Below are 16693 nucleotides of genomic sequence, written 5' to 3' on the forward strand. Positions count from 1 at the left end.
CCGGACGGGAGGCGAGATAATGAGCGACAAGACCACCCGCGAGCAGATCGTCGAGGCCGCCGACCGGCTGTTCTACCGGCAGGGTTACGACCACACCTCCTTCGCCGACATCGCCGATGAAGTGCGGATCTCGCGCGGCAATTTCTACTACTACTTCAAGACCAAGGACGAGATCTTGGCGGCGGTGATCGAGCAGCGCCTGGCCGACCGGCGGGCGATGCTGGCCCGCTGGGAGGAAGAGACGGAATCGCCCGCCGAGCGCATCCGCTGCTACATCAGTATCCTGGTCACCAACCAGGCGGACATCAAACGCTACGGCTGCCCGCTGGGCACCCTGTCGAGCGAGCTGGCCAAGCTGAACCACGAGGCACAGGGCGAGGCCAAGGCGCTGTTTACCGTTTTCCGGACCTGGCTGCGCCGCCAGTTCGAGGAACTGGGCCACGGGGCCGAGGCCGACGCCCTGGCGCTGCACCTGCTTGCCGCCAGCCAGGGCGTCGCGACCCTGGCCAACGCCTACCAGGACGACGCCTTCGTCCGGCGCGAGGTGGAAGCGCTCTTCGACTGGCTGGACGCCCGCGTCGCGGAAGCGAAGCCCACCGCAGCAAAGAACGGCGCCCGGCGGCACAAGCGCCGGGCCGGACACTAGGAGACTTCGACGGATGTTCATCGTGCAGCTCAAGTTCACCGACGACAAGAGCCGGGCCGGCCATTTCATGGAAGGCCACAAGGCCTGGCTTCAACAGGGCTTCGACGAAGGCGTGTTCCTGCTGGCCGGCAGCCTGCAACCGAATTTGGGCGGCGGCGTGGTGGCGCACAACACCTCGCGCGAAGACCTTCAAAGCCGGGTCGAGGCCGACCCCTTCGTCGCGGAAAAGGTGGTCACCGCCGAGATCATCGAGCTCACGCCCTCGCGCGCCGACGAGCGCCTGGGCTTCCTGGTCGAGGCCTGAGCCATGGGCACGACGGTTCCCGGCCCCGACGGCAAGCCGCGTTGCCGCTGGTGCGCCGCCGCGCCGGAGTTCTTCGCCTATCACGACGGCGAGTGGGGCTTTCCGGTCGGCGACGACCGCCGCCTCTTCGAGAAGCTCTGCCTGGAGGGCTTCCAGTCGGGGCTAAGCTGGCGCACCATCCTGGCCAAGCGGGAGAACTTCCGCGCCGCCTTCAAGGACTTCGATTTCGACAAGATCGCCCGCTTCACCCAGCGCGACGTCGAAAGGCTATTGAAGGACGAAGGCATCGTCCGCCACCGCGGCAAGATCGAGGCGGTCCTCAACAACGCCAAGCGGGCCAAAGAAATGGTGAAGGCCGAAGGCTCGCTCGCCGCCTTCCTCTGGCGCTACGAGCCCGACCCCAAGACTCTCGGCAAACCGCAGAGCGCCTCCACCTCCCCGGAATCCGTGGCGCTGTCGAAGGAACTGAAGAAGCGCGGCTGGAAGTTCGTCGGCCCGACCACGGTCTACGCCTTCATGCAGGCCATGGGCCTGATCAACGACCACGTGGAGGACTGCGCGATGCGGGCCAAGGCCGAGAAAGCGCGCAAAGGATTCAAGCGGCCGGCAAGGTGAGGAGGTGGCGCCCTCTCACCCCACCGCCGGCCTGCCCAGCAGATCACGGACGCTATCCACCTGGCCCAGGGCCCAGGTGAGCTGCTGACGTTCGTGGGCCGGCATCTCGCCGGGGGCGACCTTGTTGGACAAGGCGATGCCGTGTTGGATGTCACGCAACTGCTGGCGCAGGATCGCGCCCAGCAGGATTCTGTGCGCCTCGATCAGCTTGCCGATCACCGCGCCGTCGAAAAGGTCCCGCTGGCGCGCCGCCTCCAGGCGCTCCGGCGTCGAGCGGGCATCCAACTTGTGGCTCAGCGCAACGATGCGCGCCGCCGAGAAGATCGGCATGAGACCGCTCTTCTTCAGATCGATGCGCCCGTTTTCCAGCCGCGGCCGCCCCAGCCAGTTGAGCGGCGGCTGGAAGTCGCCGGCCTTCAGGGTCATGGCCATGATGAAGTTGCGCGATCCCCCCGCCGCGGCCTGGGCCTCCCGGTAGAGCGATTCGGCCAGGGCGCGTTCGCCGTAGACCGACACAGCGTCGAAGAAGATGTCGCTGTTCAGCAGGTCTTCGGGCCGCGCCTTGGTGATCCAGACTTCAAGGCGGCGGCGCCAGCCGGCCACATCCAGGCGCCACTCGGGCTTGGAGGCCATGATGCCGCCGGGGCAGTAGATCACACCGGCCTCGTTCAGCATGTCCGCGACCAGCGTGCCGAGCCGTTCGAACCAGCGGTCGGCCGCGCCGCCGGGCGCGCCGTCCTCCGCCGTGCCCGCATCGAAGACGATGGCATTGTCCTGGTCCATGGCCAACAGGCTCTCGCCGCGCCCGCCGGAACCCAGCACCATCATGGCGTAGGGACAGGGCGGTGCGCCTTTGCCCTGATCGGCCATCTCCTTTTCCGCCAGCTCGCAGGCGCGCCGGGTCAAGGCCCGCAGCTCGCGCGAGATGATGGCGGCGATGTCACGCGGGTCCGCCTCCTCGAAGACCAGGCCGCGCGCCACGGTGGTGAGGCCCGACCAGATACGGCCGAGATCGGCGGGGCTGGCCGCGCGTTCCAGGCTGTCGCCCAGCGCGAGAGCATCGCTGGCGCGCTGGCGCAGCAGGTCGCGCGCCGAGATCGCCCCCACCAGCTTGCCTTGCGGATCGCGCACGCCGAGATGGCGGAACCCCCGCTGCGACATGCTGGCGATGGCGCGGTAGACGAACTCCTCGCTGTCGACGGTGACCAGCGGGCCCTTGGCATAGCGGGCGATCGGCGCGTCGCGCACCCCGGCCACGTTGCTGTTGAAGGCGCGCAGCAGGTCGCGCTCCGTCAGGATGCTGTAGCTTCCCTCCGGCTCCCGGCCTTCCGGAGGGTCGACGAAGACGGAGGAGATGCCTTTTGCCATCATCAGCGCCAGGGCTTCGCGGACCGCTGTCGCCGGAGGCAGGGTCACCGCCGGAAAACGCATGACGTCGTAAACCCGGTGGCGGTAGGGAAAGCTGTCGATGCGGGCGTATTCGGCAACGCTTTCGGGGGCTATGCGGCTGTCGTGAAGCACTTCGTGCCAACCGGCCTGAGCCTCTTCCTCCAGGCGGGTCGTGAGATTGCGGCAGACCCGCTCCGCCTGGGCCAGGGTGACGATTCCCTTTTCTCTCAGGCGCGGCACCAGGGCGGTGAAGATCCGCGCCGCGGTCTCGGCATCGCCCAGCGCCCGGTGCCGCTCGCCGATCTCCACCCCCAGCCACTTCGCCGCCAGTTCCAGCGACTGGTTGGGCAGGTCCGGCGCCACCAACTGCACGAGGTAACGCACGTCGATGGAGCGCGGGGCGGTCCAGTCGATGCCGTAACGCTGGTGCTCCGCCTTCAGCACGGCCAGGTCGAAGCCCAAGGCGTAGCCGATCACCAGCGAGCGGCCGACCCATTGGCTGAGCTCCGGAACGATCTCCGCGAAGGCCTCGGCGCCTGCCACCTCTTCGTCGGAAATGCCGTGGATGCGGGTCGAGGACTGCGGGATCGGAAGCCCCGGATTGACCAGCCGGCTAAAGCGGTTCTCGGCGCCGCCGCCGTCGGACTGCAGGCGCACCGCCGCGACCTCCACGATCCGGTCGTTGGCGACATCCAGGCCCGTGGTCTCCAAATCCAGCGCCACCGCCGGAACGGCGCCCAGCGGCAGACCGGAAAGACTATCCCCGGCGCGGAGGAAGCTCATCGGCGCTCACTCCTCCGCTCCCGCGGCCCGGGTTTCCGCTCCCGCGGCCTGGGCCTCCGCGGCGACGGCGGCGCCGTCGATACGCTTCTCGAACTGACGCCGCACCTCGCGCCAAGCGAACCTGACGGAGTTCTCCACGATTTCCCGGTCGAACTGCTTCAACTCCGGCGCGATGGGCGCCCAACGCACCAAGGCCGAGGGGCTCTCCGTGAAGAGATCGCTGCCGCCGGCCCCCCCGTGCCAGTCGAAGAAGGCCAGGCGCCGCTCGAAGGCTTGCAGCGCCTCGGACGGAGAAAAGGCCTCGGCTCCCGCCGCCTGCTCGGCATTGTCGGCCAGCCCGCGCTCGTAGCAGCCGAGGGCCGCCCGCCGGCGCAGGCCGTCGTCCACCGCGGCATCGCAGAACGCGCGCCGAACCGCGAAGACCGCCAAGTCGGACAGACAGGCGGCATAGACGTGCATCTTGGCGACGTTGATCGAGCTGACGAAGAAATCGTCCTCGAACATGCTGGGATAACGCGTGCCCATACGGGTCTTCAGGTAACCATAGAGCGTCTTCTGGGCGATGAACGCCGCGCGTGTGGAAACGAATCGGTGGAGGCCGGAAAGCGAATCGACCGGCTCCGATTCGCGCCGGACCGTCAACCGGGCAATGAATTCAGGCAAAAATGCCCGTGCCGTCTTAAGGCTTGGGATCACCCGCAAAACCCCCTGTTGCGCCGGTTTCAGCCGACTGGCCTTCCATCCAGACCAAAATTCGACGGCCCGCCCTCATTATTGGTATTACAATGCTACCCATTTTTGTACAATCCTGGCGTGATCCCAGTTATCCGCCAATGGGGTCATAATAGTGGGGTAAAATACAATAATTGATGCGGGGGATAACATGCCTGAAGTCAGTCAAGACGCTAAGCAGCGCCATTGGGCCAAAACGAGAAACCTGACAGTCTTGGTCCTGGTGATCTGGTTCATCTTCTCCTTTGTAGTTCCTTGGTTCGCCAAAGATCTCAACGAATTGTCCTTTCTCGGCTTTCCGCTGGGCTACTACTTCATCGTTCAAGGGTCGCTGATCGTTTTCGTGCTGCTGATCTTCTTTCAGAATTGGCGGCAGGATGCGATCGACGACGAAGCCGGTCTCGGCGGCGGTGAGGAATAGGGGGAGCATCCATCATGATAAAAGGTAGCTTTATCGAGAACCTCGGCCGCGTATATGCGATGTATACCGGCGGGTTCCTGGTCTTCATCATCCTGATGGCCATTCTTGAACAGTTCGGCGTGGGCGCCAACACTATCGGCATCTGTTTCGTCGCCTTCACCGTGGTCATCTACGCAGTCATCGGCTGGCTCTCCCGCACCATGCAGGTTGAAGCCTACTACGTCGCCGGGCGCGAAGTGCCCGCCGTATACAACGGCATGGCGACGGCGGCGGACTGGATGTCCGGCGCATCCTTCGTGGCCCTCGCCGGCGGCATCTATTTCGGCGGTTACGGCTATCTGGGTTTCATCGTCGGTTGGACCGGCGGCTACGTGCTGGTCAACTCCCTGATGGCGCCCTACCTGCGCAAGTTCGGCTGCTACACCGTGCCGGACTTCATCGGCACCCGCTATGGCGGCAACCTGGCGCGGTTCTGCGCCATCGTCGTTCTGGTGGTGGCGTCCTTCACCTACGTGACCGCGCAGATCAACGCCTCCGGCACCATCGCCGCCCGCGCCCTGCACATTCCCTTCGAAGCGGGCGTCTGGGTCGGCCTTCTCGGCATCCTGCTGTGTTCCATGCTGGGCGGCATGCGGGCGGTGACCTGGACGCAGGTTGCCCAGTACATCGTGCTGATCATCGCCTATCTCGCACCGGTCATCTGGATGTCCAACAAGCAAGGCTTCGGCATAATTCCGCACTTCTCCTACGGTGATGCCGTCCTGCGTATCCAGGAACTGGAGCCTCTGGTCAGCCTCGGCACGGCGGCGACGGAAGGTGCGCCTTTCGGGGGCGTCAGAATTCTGACGACGCCTCACAACGACCCGCAGGGGGGCATGGACAGCTGGAAGTTCGTGACCCTGGCCCTCTGCATGATGACCGGCACGGCCTCGCTACCGCACATCCTGATGCGTTACTTCACGACGCCATCGGTGCGCGCGGCACGCAAGTCCGTGGCTTTCTCCCTGTTCTTCATCTTCCTGCTGTACTTCACGGCGCCGGCCCTGGCCACGCTGACCAAGCTGCAGCTCCTCGATCCGACCCTGCCGACCGCCATCATCGGGCAGTCCTTCGAGGCGGTGAAGAGTTTGGCCTGGGTGCAGAACTGGGAAAGCGTGCAGATGCTATGGCTGTCCGACAGTAACGGCGACGGCATATTGCAGCTGAACGAGTTCTTCATGCGGCCCGACATCGTCGTGCTGGCAACGCCGGAAATTGCCGGCCTGCCCTACGTCGTCTCCGGCCTGGTCGCCGCCGGCGGTCTGGCGGCAGCCATGTCGACGGCCGACGGCCTGCTGCTGGCCATCGCCAACGCGCTCAGCCATGATCTTTACTACAAGATCATCGATCCGAAGGCCGACACGCGTCACCGCCTCATCGTGGCGCGCGTTCTGCTGATCGTCATCGGGGCCTTGGCGGCGATCATCGCCAGCCTGCAGCTCACCGGTATCCTGGGCGCGGTGGCCTGGGCCTTCTGCTTCGCGGCATCGGGCCTGTTCTTCCCGCTGGTGCTGGGCGTCTGGTGGAAGCGGGCCAACACACAAGGAGCGATCGCCGGCATGGTCTTCGGCTTCGTCGCCGGTTCGGCCTATCTGTACTATGTCTTCCCTGGAGGCATGGGCGGAACGCCGTGGTTCGGCATCGACCACCTGCGCTTCGCGATCATCGGCATGCCGGTGAGCCTCGTGGCCATGGTGGTCGTCAGTCTGATGACCCCCGCGCCCGATGCGGAAACCCAGGCCATGGTGGACGAGGTTCGCGTGCCTTCCGGCAAGACGATCCTCGGCGCCGCCCACTGACCTGAACACGGCGGAAAGAAGACCTTGGGTGGCGGAGCCTCTCCGCCACCCTTTTTCTTTCGGTCCAAATTACCCGAAGCGCTAGACTGCCAAGATGACCGATCCGCTCTCCGTCTTTCCGATCTGGGTCGTGGCGATCGACTACGCCCTCGGCGTGGTCATGTGGACCCTGATCGGCCGGGTCGCCATGAACCTCTTCCTGCCGATCGATTCCGACTGGTTCTTCATGAAGGCCTTCGTGAAGACCACCGACCCGGTCCTCAGAGTCTTCAAGCCGGTGACGCCGGGCTTCCTGATCGAGCCACTGGTGCCGCTCTTCGTCGCCTGGTTCTTCTTCATGGTCCGCTTCTACCTGATGCCTTGGCTGCTGGGCTATTCGGTCATGGGGATGCTGTCCTTCCCCCTGGAAGGCGATATCGCCCAGGCCTTCTATGACACCATCTACGTGAAGATCTTCGGCAAGTAGATCCTGTCGCGCTTACAGCGCCGCCAACACCGCCTTGGTGACGTCGGCGCTGCCGGCCTGGCCGCCCATGTCCGGGGTCCGGGGGCCGTTCTCCGTCACCCTCTCCACCGCTTTCATCAGGCGCTCGGCCGCCGCGTCCTCGCCCAGGTGCTCCAGCATCATGGCGCCGGTCCAGAAAGCGCCGACCGGGTTGGCGATCCCCTTGCCGGTGATGTCGAAGGCCGAGCCGTGGATCGGCTCGAACATCGAAGGCACGCCGGCATTGGGATTGATGTTGGCGGTGGCGCCGTTGCCGAGGCTGCCGGTCAGCGCGGAGGCCAGGTCGGAGAGCACGTCGGCGTGCAGGTTGGTGGCCACCACCGTGTCGATGTCGCCCGGATGCGTCACCATGCGCGCGGCCATGGCGTCGACCAGCTTGAAGTCGACGTCCAGGTCCGGGAAGTCCGCCAGCACCTCGCGGCAGACCGCGTCCCAGAACACCATGCCGTGGCGCTGGGCGTTGGATTTGGTGACCACCGTCAGGCGCTTGCGCGGGCGGCTCCTTGCCAGCTCGCAGGCGAAACGGCAGATGCGCGCGACGCCCTCGCGCGTGAAGACGGCGACGTCGATGCCGGTTTCCAGGGGAAGCCCCGCATGGACGCGCCCGCCGACGCCGGCGTACTCGCCTTCGGAGTTCTCGCGCACGATGACCCAGTCGATCTGCTCGCCCAGTTCGGGGCGCAGCGGCCCCTGCATGCCGGGCAGCAGGCGCGTCGGACGCACGTTGGCGTACTGGTCCAGGCCCTGACAGATGGCCAGGCGCAATTCCCAGAGGGTGATGTGGTCCGGAATTTCCGGATCGCCAACGGCGCCGAAGTAGATCGCGTCGAAGCCGCGCAGGGTCTCGACGCCGTCCTCCGGCATCATGCGGCCGAGACGGCGGTAACGGTCGGAACCCCAGTCGAAGCTCTCGGACTCGACAGCAAAGCCGCCGTCGGCCGCGGCCACGGCTTGCAGCACCTCCAGGCCGGCAGCGATAACCTCGGGGCCGACGCCGTCACCCGGCACCACGGCGATCTTGTGCTTTCTCATGGTTCGTCTTTCCGCTGTCCTCGCCCGCGCCGCGGAACCGGCCGGGTCATTTCCTCAAGACCGGAAATACACCATGACGGCGTCCAAGCCAAACGGCGGCCAGCGGCAGGCCGGAGACTCTACGCCAGCGGCTCAGGCAGCAGACCAGTCGTGCTCCACGGCCTCCGCGCCGGGCCTGCCGGAGAGAAAGCCGTTGGCGAAGGCAGCCGCCGGCAACTGCGCGGCCAGGACCTCTTGCGCCGCACCCGGAGAAAGGTGGCCGTCGATCGCGTCCCGGAAGAGCCGGGCGACCTGCACCATGTCGCAGTCCTGGGGCGACAGCCGCAGCGACGCCACCCCGGCGCCCTTCAGGGCTTCCAGGTCGCCGAGCAGGCTGGCATGGGCGAAGGAAAGCGTCTGCACCCCGTTGATGACAAGGAAGTCCTCGCCGTCCAGGGTTTCCACCGGCAGGCCGTCGAGATCCTCGCCGCAGACGAACTGGCAGGAGTCCTTGGCCAGGCCGTGCACCCGGGCATGATAGCAGCGCCCGGAAATCGCCAGCGGCAAGCGCCCGAAGGCCCAGACCTCCGTCGTGATGTCCAGGGCCCCGCCGGCGGCCGCGAGGGTCGCGACGGAGGCCAGCGGCAATTCCGGCGGCAGGCAGACATGGCGCGCGCCACGGCCGGCGAGAAAGCCCAACGTGCCCTCGTTGTAGATGTTCACCAAGGGGCCCACCGCGAAGGCGCGCCCCGGCGCGAGATGGGCGAGCATGGTCAGGTCGTTGACTTCGACCTCCATCCCGTCGCTGGCGGCCAGGTCGGCGCAAAGCTGCTGTTCGCGCGCCAGGGTGACCAGCGCCAGGGACGACAGCACGACGGTCTTGCCGGCGCGCTGCAAGCGTTCGATGGCATCCGGAATACGCTGCGCGTAGAACGGCAGGCGTTTGGAACAGACCACCTCGCCCAGGCAGACACGATCGACCGGCGCCTCGTCGGCAATGCGGGCGTAGAAGTCGCTCCAGCGCTCCGCCGGCCAGTTGAACAGCAGCGGGCCGAGGGTCAGTTGGGTCATGCTCTTCCTTTCCTTCCCGGCGGCAGCAGCTAGCGCCAGGTCTTGCGGTAGGCGCCGGCGGTGGTCGTCTGCCCCTCGCTCAGGCGCCGCAGTTCGCCGGCGGGGATAGCGCGGCCCTCGGCCTGGGCGTCGACGGCGCGGCGGAAGCTCGTCACCACCGCCTTGGTGTAGGAGCGGCTGCGTTGGCGTCCTTCGATCTTCAGCGCCGTGACTCCGGCCTCCGCGAGCTGGCCGATCAGCGTGGCCGCATCCAGGCTGACGGGATCCTCGAAGACGTGGCCGCGCCGGCCGCCGGCGGAAAAGCAGCCCTTGCACAGGGTCGGATAGGGCGCGGGCTCCCCCGCTGGCACCCTGTCGATGGTGAAATCCCCCAGGCGCGAGACCAGTTCGCCGTCTTCTTCCTGATAGCGCACGTGGCTGGCCGGCGAGCAGACGCCGTGCATGTTCGGCGACTTCCCGGTGGCATAGGACGACAGCGCGCAACGCCCCTCGGCCATGACGCAGAGGCCGCCGAAGACGAAGACCTCGGTCTCGCAAGATACGGCGGCGTTGATGGCGGCGATCTCCTGCACGGTGAGAACGCGGGGCAGCACCACGCGGCGCACGCCGAAGGCCTGGGCGTAGAACTCGATGGCCCGGGCGTTGGCCGCCGCAGCCTGGACCGAAAGATGGCGCCGCAGGCCGGGCTGCCGCTCGGCGGCGTAGGCAAGCAGCCCCAGGTCGGCCAGGATCACGGCATCGGCGCGGAGCTGCGCGGCGGTGTCCACGGCACGGTGCCACAGCGCCTCGGCGCCGGCGCGCGGAAAGGTGTTGATGGCGATCAGGACGCGCGCGCCGCGCTCATGAGCGTAGTCGATCGACTCCGCCATCTCCTCCGGAGAGAAGTTGAGGCCGGGGAAGTTCCGCGCGTTGGTCTCGTCCCTGAAGCCGCAGTAGACGGAATGGGCGCCAGCCTCCACCGCGGCGCGCAGGGCCGCGGGCGTACCGGCCGGGCAGACGAGTTCGAGCCCGCTTCCCTGCCCCATGCTAGGGTTCCCCCCGCACCAGGCTGACTCCCGTCAGGCGGCTGGCCTCGGACAGCACGCCGCGGCCGGCCCGTTCGAAGACTCCGCCCGGCCGGCCGAGCAGCCCGGCCGCTTCCGACAGCAGATCGATTTCCGCATCGTCGAGGGCGTTGCGCAGGGCGAGAACGGCCTCGGTATCCCCTTCCACGACGATGTCGCGGGAAAAGAACAGGGCATCGCCGTCGAAACTGCCGTGGATCATGCCCAACAGGGCCGCCAGGGGGCCGGCGATGCGGGCGTCCCAGGGCTCCGCAGCGCTGCGGCGGCAGAGGTCGATGGAGGGCCGCGCCGCAACCGGACGCAGGCGGAACACGAAGGGAAGATCGACCGCGTCGATGAGGTAGACCTTGTCGGCGTGGCTCCCGAGGCGGCGGAAGATCGCCGGGCGCTCCACCGCCATACGGGCCACCACGCGGCTCAAGGCGAACCGCAGGGGAAACAGCGGCAGGGGCTGGAGAAAAATGCGCAGCGGCTGCGGAAGAAGGGGAATGCTATCGGCCTGAGACATGGCCGCATCCTAATCCGCATTCGCCCCCCGCGGCCTTGCGCTAGCGCAATGACAGGCCGCCCCCGATGCTTCAGCCGGGCGGCGTCTGCGCCAAGGCGAAGGCCGCCCGCTCGTCGGCATCGAGCTGCGCGATGAGGCCCTGCTCCCAGGCCAGATAGGCCCGCGAAGCCTCCAGATTGCCGTCGTGGCGGTCGTGCACGAACCAGAGAAAGTCGATGGCCGCCGCGGGATCCGGGGTCTCCGGACTCGCCGCCGCCTCGGCCCCGGCCGCGCTCAAGGCGCCCTGGCCGCCGCGCACGGCAGACACCTCTGCGTGCCCCAGCCGGCGCAGCTCCGCCGCCGCCAGGGCCGTCACCGCCGCATCCTCGCCGACGAGATGGACCGCCAGAGCGCGGTCCAGCGCAAGCTGCGCCAGGCGGGGGCGGATTCCCCAGAGCGCCCCGGCGGTACGACCCGCCCGATAGGCGGCCGAGGAGCGCACGTCGACGAGCCGGGCCCGGCCCGCCCGGACCGCCGTCCAGGCGTCGGTGGCCTCGACCTCCTCCACCTGCGGCAAAGGCGGCGCGCCTTCCGCCGGCGGCAAGGCCGCAAACTCGGGAGTGTAAGTCGCCACCGCCACGTCATAGCCCAACTGGCGCAGCCAGAAGGCGGCGATGGCGCCGCGCAGGCCCAGGTCGTCCAGCAGCACCAGTCTCGCGTGGCGCACGCCGACCCATTGGTCTGTGGCCTGCACCAATTGCCCGGAGAGCGCCGGCGTGAAGGCCGGTGCCGGAGCCGCGGCGGCTTCCTCCGCCGTGCGCAGATCGAAGCAGTAGGTCGTGCGCCCCGCCTCGGCCCGCCACGCGGCCACCTCCGCCGCGCCGGCACGGGCGATCTCCCGGCGGGCCAGCAGGTCCTCCGCGCGGCCGCGGGTCGCGGCGGCGGCGGCGGCGTCGAGCTTCGGATAGCGCGCCGCCGTGTTGCCGCGTTCCAGCGCGTAGCCGGCCAGTTGCCAGCCTTGAGTACCGTTCTCCAGGGCATAGACCGGCGCCTCCACGCCGGCCAGGCGCAGGCCCAGCGCCCCGACGATGCTGCGCGTACGCCCGGCGCAGGTCACCACCACCGGCGTCTCCGCCGTCGGGACGGCCACCGGAAAGCGGTGCGCCAACTCGCCGTTGGGCAGGCAAACGGCGCCGGGCACCCGCATCTTGGCGTACTCCGCCGGCGGGCGGCAGTCGAAGAAGCGGAGGGGACGGCCCTCGTCCTGCCAGCCTTTCAATGTCGCCGCGGTGACGGTCTCCGGGTGCCAGGCGTGTTCGGCCAGCTCGCCGAGGGTCTTGGAGGGGACGTTCACGCCCTTGAAAAGGCCGAATCCCGCCGCCGCCCAGGCCGCCGCGCCGCCGCCAACCCAGGCGACGTCGCCATAGCCCAGGTCTTCCAGGGCCTGGGCGGCGCGCGCGGCGACGCCGTCGCCGCCGTCGATCAGCAGCACCCGCACGGCGCGGCGCGGCACGAGATCCGCGATACGCGATTCCAGGAGGCTGTAGGGACAAGGCACCGCGAAGAGCGGGTGCCCCTCACCGAACTCCCCGGCCTCGCGGACGTCGAGAAAGGCGATCTCCGCCCCGTCATGCACCCAGGTCTTGGCTTCGGCGGCGGAAACTTCACGGCTCACGGCAAACGACTCCTCTTTTCATTGGGCCGCCAAGCATGCGGGGATCGGCACAGACTTCAAGGGCGAAGGCGGCTCGACAGGAGCACGCCGAACATTCTATATGGCAAGGTCACTCCTTCCCGCCGCAACCAGTCGAGCCGATTCGATCCCCATGCGCATTGTCGAAGTCCGCGAAACCGTCGTGCCGATCTCCTCTCCGATCCGCAACGCCTATATCGATTTCTCCAAGATGACCGCCAGCGTGGTCGCCGTGGTGACCGACGTGCTGCGCGACGGCAAGCCGGTGGTGGGTTACGGCTTCAATTCCAATGGCCGCTATGCCGCCAGCGGCCTGCTGCGCGAGCGCTTCCTGCCGCGCCTGAAGGAGGCCGCTCCGGAGAGCCTGCTGAACGAGGCCGGCGACAATCTGGATCCGCGCCGGATCTGGGCCACCATGATGACCAACGAGAAACCCGGCGGCCACGGCGAGCGCTCGGTGGCGGTGGGCGTGGTCGACATGGCGGTGTGGGACGCGGTGGCCAAGATCGCCGGACTGCCGCTCTACCGCTATCTCGCCGACAGCGAAGGCGACGGCACGGTGGACGACTCGGTCTTCGTCTACGCCGCCGGCGGTTACTATTATCCGGGGAAAGACCACAGCCAGTTGCAGGAAGAGATGCGGCGCTACCGCGGCCTGGGCTACGAGGTGGTGAAGATGAAGATCGGCGGCGCGCCGCTGGAAGAAGACATCGCGCGCATCGAAGCCGTGCTGGAGGTGGTCGGCGAGGGCAGGTACCTGGCGGTCGACGCCAACGGCCGCTTCGACCTGGAGACCGCCATCGCCTATGCCGAGGCCATGGCGCCCTACAAGCTGTTCTGGTACGAGGAAGCGGGGGATCCATTGGACTTCGCCTTGCAGGCCGAACTCGCCAAGCACTACGACGGCCCCATGGCGACCGGCGAAAACCTCTTCTCCCACCAGGACGCCCGCAACCTGCTGCGCTACGGCGGGATGCGGCCCGACCGCGACTGGCTGCAGTTCGACTGCGCCCTCAGCTACGGCCTCGTCGAATACCTGCGCACCCTGGCGTTGCTCGGCGACCACGGGTTTTCGGGCCGCAATGTCGTGCCGCACGGCGGACATCAGCTTTCCTTGAACATCGCGGCCGGCCTGAAGCTGGGCGGCAACGAGTCCTACCCGGAGGTCTTCGCCCCCTTCGGCGGCTTCGCCGACGACACCCGGGTGGAGAACGGCCGCATCGCGCTGCCCGACGCGCCGGGCATCGGCTTCGAGAAGAAATCCAAGCTGATCGCCTGCCTGCGCGAGGCGACGGAGACATGAACGATCAGGTGACCGTTCCCGCCGGGGAACTCCGCGGCCTCGCCGCCGCCGCGCTCACCGCCGCCGGGGCCCAAGCCGGTCATGCGGCCGCGACCGCCGATGTGCTGGTGGAAAGCGACCTGCTGGGCATCGCCACCCACGGGGTGCAGCGCCTCGCGAGCTACTGCCAACGCCTGCGGCAGGGCGGCATCAAGGCGGCGGCGCGGATCACCGTCGAGCGCAAGGCCCCTTCCCTGGCGCTGGTCGACGGCGACAGCGCCCTCGGCCAAGCCGTCGCCACGACCGCGCTGGAATGCGGCCTGGAGATGACCGCCGAGACCGGCATCGCCTATGTCGGCTGCTGCAACTCCAATCACCTGGGCGCCCTGGCGCCCTATGCTTTGAAGGCCTGCGAGCGGGGCTTCCTGCTGATCGGCGGCAGCAATGCCGCCAGCACCATGGCGCCCTGGGGAGGGCGCGAGGCGCGGCTCGGCAACAATCCGCTGTCGATCGCCGCGCCCTGCCCCGAGCCGCCGCACTTCATCCTCGACATGGCCATGAGCGTGGCGGCGCGCGGCAGGGTCCGCCGGGCCGAGCGCGAAGGCACCCCGATCCCCGAAGGCTGGGCACTGGACCCCGAGGGCCGGCCGACCACCGATCCGGCGGCGGCCCTGGCCGGCTTCCTGCTGCCTTTCGGCGGCCACAAGGGGTCCGGGCTGTCCCAGGCCATCGACCTGCTGGCCGGCGTGGCGACGGGCGCGCGCTTCCTCACCGGCCTCTCTTCCGGCATCGGCCATCCGGAGCGGCCCAGCGGCAGCGGCCATTTCTTCGTGCTGCTGGACCCCGATCGACTGATCGGCGCCGAAACCTACGCCGCCGCGGCCGCCCGCTTCCGTCGCCTGGTGCAGGAGACGCCGCCGGCCGACCCGGCAGCGCCGGTGCGCATTCCCGGACAGCGCCAGCAGGCCCACCGCGCCAAGGCGCTCGACCATGGCATCGTCCTGCCGCGAGACCTGCTCGCCGAGATCGAGGCCCTGACCGCCGGCGCCTCCGACTGAAAGGTCTCTGATGAGACGGCGGCCGGGCAGCCGCGGATATCCGGTCAGGCAGTTTCAGCCGGTAGCGTCGCCTTCCGCCGCGCCGGTCCGCACCAGCCGCGTCACCGGGTCGGCATCAGCAGCAGCGGCTCGCCCGCTCGCAGCGCCCGGCTGATCTCACCGATCGTCTCGACGAAGGGCGGCCTCGCGGGGACGTGGCCGTCGAACAGGGGGAGGCCGCTGAGCGCCCCCAGCACCGCCACCGTCGCCAGCAAATAGCCGGTCCGCGCGGCCCGCCCGGGCTGCACCACGGGGGCGCCGGTTTCGGCCCGGACCGCGAGGAAGACGAGGAAGGCCGTGATCTGGGCGAGCGCGAAGAACCGCCACATGTCCGACGCGACGACGTTCAGCGAAAGCGGCGCTGCGGCGGCGGCCGCGGCGCCGAAGGCCATCAGCCGGCGCCGGCCCGGCGCGCGGCGCAGCATGCCCGTCGCGAGCCGCAGGAAAAGGACGGGCAGGGGCAGCAGGACCAGCACGCCGACCGCCGCGTAGAGCGCGCGGTCCTGCACCCGGATCCAGATCCGGAACTGGTTCCTCAGATTGTCGCCGCCGTCACGGAACAGGATCCCCACCGCGTCCGACCGGATCCGGAAGTCCGCCGCCCGTTCCTGAAGGTAGGCGGCCATCGCCGCTTCTCCTCCTGGCGGCAGCGCCGCTTGGCCGACAAGGTAAGTGACGGCCGCCACCGCCAGGGCGAGCACCACCGTCAGCAGAAGCGCGCGAGGCTCCTGCCGCAGCGTCGCCCGCAAATAGAACTGGAACAGCAGGACCGGAAAGAACATCAGGAAGAAAGCCTCGTGCGTCAGCACCATGGCCGTGCAGAGGACGATTCGCGCCAGGCAACCGCGCAGGTCGGCGGGCAGCAGAAAACAGACCAGCAGGCAGAGCAGTCCCAGGTGGTCGAAGTAGCCGATTTCGTGCACCAGGAAGACGAAGCCCGGCGACAGAAAGAACACCGCCCCGGCGATCCAGATCCAGGGATCGGTCTCGCCCAGAGTGCGCAGCCGCCGCAGCAGCAGGCTCAGCCAGAGGATGAAGATCAGATAGCTGACGAGAGCGAAGGTCCAGTAGGAGAGCTGGTGGCCAAAGACGAGCGACAGGAACTCGCCGAAGAGGCCGCGCTTGATGAACCCTTCGTGGTAGTCGAAAAGCGCGTGCGTCGCCGACCAGATGCTCGGCAGCCTGAGGCCCGCCAGCAGGCCGAGCACAAGCGCAAGCCCCGCGCCGGCGCGCCACAAGGCAACCGGGCTCGCCTGGTTTTCCGCCGGGCTGTCAGTCACTCTCACCCCTCCCTGCCCGCCTTACCCCCGCACGACCGGGCGCGCCTCCTGCCGCGGCAGAACCGAGGGCTCCGCAAGATCGAGGAGAACCTGCTCCCGCAGGCGCGATTTTCGAGGTCCGGGGCGGGCCGGCGCGGCGCCGGAAGCCTCATCGGCCCACCTCCTTGGCTTCCAAGAGTTCCGTGACGCGGCGGCACGAAGCGACGCCAGGCAGAGTAGCGGGACTATCGCATAGGTTCAATTATGAATGGATATGCTCTCTTGGATCGCCCGAGAACAGGCTCGCTTGCCCGCGGGCGGTATCCGCCAATGGTGCGCGCATCTGAGTTTTTGGAGTTTGTTTTGTTTGGACGTCAAAAAGCCCCGTCCGAATGGCGGGGCTTTTTGTTGGTTGCGGGGGCAGGATTTGAACCTGCGCAGTCTGCGCTCGGGCTGTTCGCCCGTGCTCGACCTTCGGGCTAAAAACCTTCCCCCG

At 68.0% G+C, this 16693-nt stretch carries 17 protein-coding genes; 9 read left to right on the plus strand and 8 right to left on the minus strand.

Annotated elements, in window-relative coordinates; genetic code table 11:
* Positions 1-19 precede the first annotated feature (19 nt).
* Genes AAFN88_RS21290 through AAFN88_RS21300 form a run of 3 tightly spaced genes read left to right on the plus strand, consistent with a single transcriptional unit; the run spans position 20 to position 1565 of the window.
* A complete protein-coding gene (locus tag AAFN88_RS21290) occupies positions 20-646 on the plus strand; it encodes a TetR/AcrR family transcriptional regulator (protein WP_347522745.1) in 627 nt (208 codons plus the stop codon).
* Between the two features lie 13 nt (positions 647-659).
* On the plus strand, positions 660-950 hold the full coding sequence (locus AAFN88_RS21295) for a hypothetical protein (RefSeq protein ID WP_347522746.1): 291 nt from the start codon (positions 660-662) through the stop codon (positions 948-950).
* A 3-nt stretch (positions 951-953) separates the two neighbouring features.
* Positions 954-1565: a DNA-3-methyladenine glycosylase I gene (locus AAFN88_RS21300; protein ID WP_347522747.1), complete on the plus strand. Its 612-nt coding sequence runs from the start codon at positions 954-956 to the stop codon at positions 1563-1565.
* A 15-nt stretch (positions 1566-1580) separates the two neighbouring features.
* Here the strand turns inward: AAFN88_RS21300 and AAFN88_RS21305 are convergent, their stop codons facing one another.
* Positions 1581-3737, minus strand: a complete 2157-nt coding sequence (locus tag AAFN88_RS21305) for a DUF294 nucleotidyltransferase-like domain-containing protein (protein WP_347522748.1) — start codon at positions 3735-3737, stop codon at positions 1581-1583.
* A gap of 6 nt (positions 3738-3743) precedes the next feature.
* Positions 3744-4400: a hypothetical protein gene (locus AAFN88_RS21310; RefSeq protein ID WP_347522749.1), complete on the minus strand. Its 657-nt coding sequence runs from the start codon at positions 4398-4400 to the stop codon at positions 3744-3746.
* A gap of 220 nt (positions 4401-4620) precedes the next feature.
* Between AAFN88_RS21310 and AAFN88_RS21315 the strand changes: the two genes are divergently transcribed.
* The 3 genes from AAFN88_RS21315 (at position 4621) to AAFN88_RS21325 (ending at position 7194) form a co-directional block, all read left to right on the plus strand.
* Positions 4621-4890: a DUF4212 domain-containing protein gene (locus AAFN88_RS21315; RefSeq protein ID WP_347522751.1), complete on the plus strand. Its 270-nt coding sequence runs from the start codon at positions 4621-4623 to the stop codon at positions 4888-4890.
* A gap of 14 nt (positions 4891-4904) precedes the next feature.
* Complete coding sequence (locus AAFN88_RS21320; protein WP_347522752.1) at positions 4905-6728, plus strand: sodium:solute symporter family protein; 1824 nt, start codon at positions 4905-4907, stop codon at positions 6726-6728.
* Between the two features lie 94 nt (positions 6729-6822).
* Positions 6823-7194, plus strand: coding sequence for a hypothetical protein (locus tag AAFN88_RS21325; protein WP_347522753.1), 372 nt, complete (start codon positions 6823-6825; stop codon positions 7192-7194).
* A gap of 12 nt (positions 7195-7206) precedes the next feature.
* Here AAFN88_RS21325 and AAFN88_RS21330 read toward each other — a convergent pair whose 3' ends face one another.
* The 5 genes from AAFN88_RS21330 to AAFN88_RS21350 all read right to left on the minus strand — a co-directional run bounded on the left by AAFN88_RS21330 (position 7207) and on the right by AAFN88_RS21350 (position 12541).
* Positions 7207-8265: a tartrate dehydrogenase gene (locus AAFN88_RS21330; protein ID WP_347522754.1), complete on the minus strand. Its 1059-nt coding sequence runs from the start codon at positions 8263-8265 to the stop codon at positions 7207-7209.
* A 132-nt stretch (positions 8266-8397) separates the two neighbouring features.
* Positions 8398-9315, minus strand: a complete 918-nt coding sequence (locus AAFN88_RS21335; RefSeq protein ID WP_347522755.1) for a U32 family peptidase — start codon at positions 9313-9315, stop codon at positions 8398-8400.
* A 29-nt stretch (positions 9316-9344) separates the two neighbouring features.
* Entirely contained in the window at positions 9345-10340 is a 996-nt protein-coding gene (locus AAFN88_RS21340) for a peptidase U32 family protein (protein WP_347522756.1), read from the minus strand.
* Between the two features lies 1 nt (position 10341).
* The gene (locus AAFN88_RS21345; protein WP_347522757.1) at positions 10342-10887 is read right to left on the minus strand and encodes an SCP2 sterol-binding domain-containing protein; all 546 of its coding nucleotides are present in this window, start codon (positions 10885-10887) and stop codon (positions 10342-10344) included.
* Between the two features lie 70 nt (positions 10888-10957).
* Positions 10958-12541, minus strand: coding sequence for a rhodanese-like domain-containing protein (locus tag AAFN88_RS21350; protein WP_347522759.1), 1584 nt, complete (start codon positions 12539-12541; stop codon positions 10958-10960).
* 151 nt (positions 12542-12692) lie between these two features.
* On the opposite strand from AAFN88_RS21350, the gene AAFN88_RS21355 reads away from it, so the two are divergent.
* Together AAFN88_RS21355 and AAFN88_RS21360 are read left to right on the plus strand one after the other, a co-directional pair.
* On the plus strand, positions 12693-13862 hold the full coding sequence (locus AAFN88_RS21355; RefSeq protein ID WP_347522760.1) for a mandelate racemase/muconate lactonizing enzyme family protein: 1170 nt from the start codon (positions 12693-12695) through the stop codon (positions 13860-13862).
* Positions 13859-14899 carry an Ldh family oxidoreductase gene (locus tag AAFN88_RS21360; protein WP_347522762.1) on the plus strand — a complete coding sequence of 347 codons (1041 nt, stop codon included), beginning with the start codon at positions 13859-13861 and terminating at the stop codon, positions 14897-14899. Before AAFN88_RS21355 ends, AAFN88_RS21360 begins: the two co-directional genes overlap by 4 nt.
* Positions 14900-15000: 101 nt before the next feature.
* On the opposite strand, the gene AAFN88_RS21365 is transcribed toward AAFN88_RS21360, so the two are convergent.
* Positions 15001-16218, minus strand: coding sequence for a hypothetical protein (locus AAFN88_RS21365; protein WP_347522763.1), 1218 nt, complete (start codon positions 16216-16218; stop codon positions 15001-15003).
* Positions 16219-16465: 247 nt separating this feature from the next.
* Here AAFN88_RS21365 and AAFN88_RS21370 point away from each other — a divergent pair.
* Positions 16466-16693: hypothetical protein (locus AAFN88_RS21370; RefSeq protein WP_347522764.1), on the plus strand; the 228-nt coding region annotated here is incomplete at its 3' end.

The organism is Pelagibius sp. CAU 1746 (assembly GCF_039839785.1).
Lineage (GTDB): Bacteria > Pseudomonadota > Alphaproteobacteria > Kiloniellales > Kiloniellaceae > Pelagibius.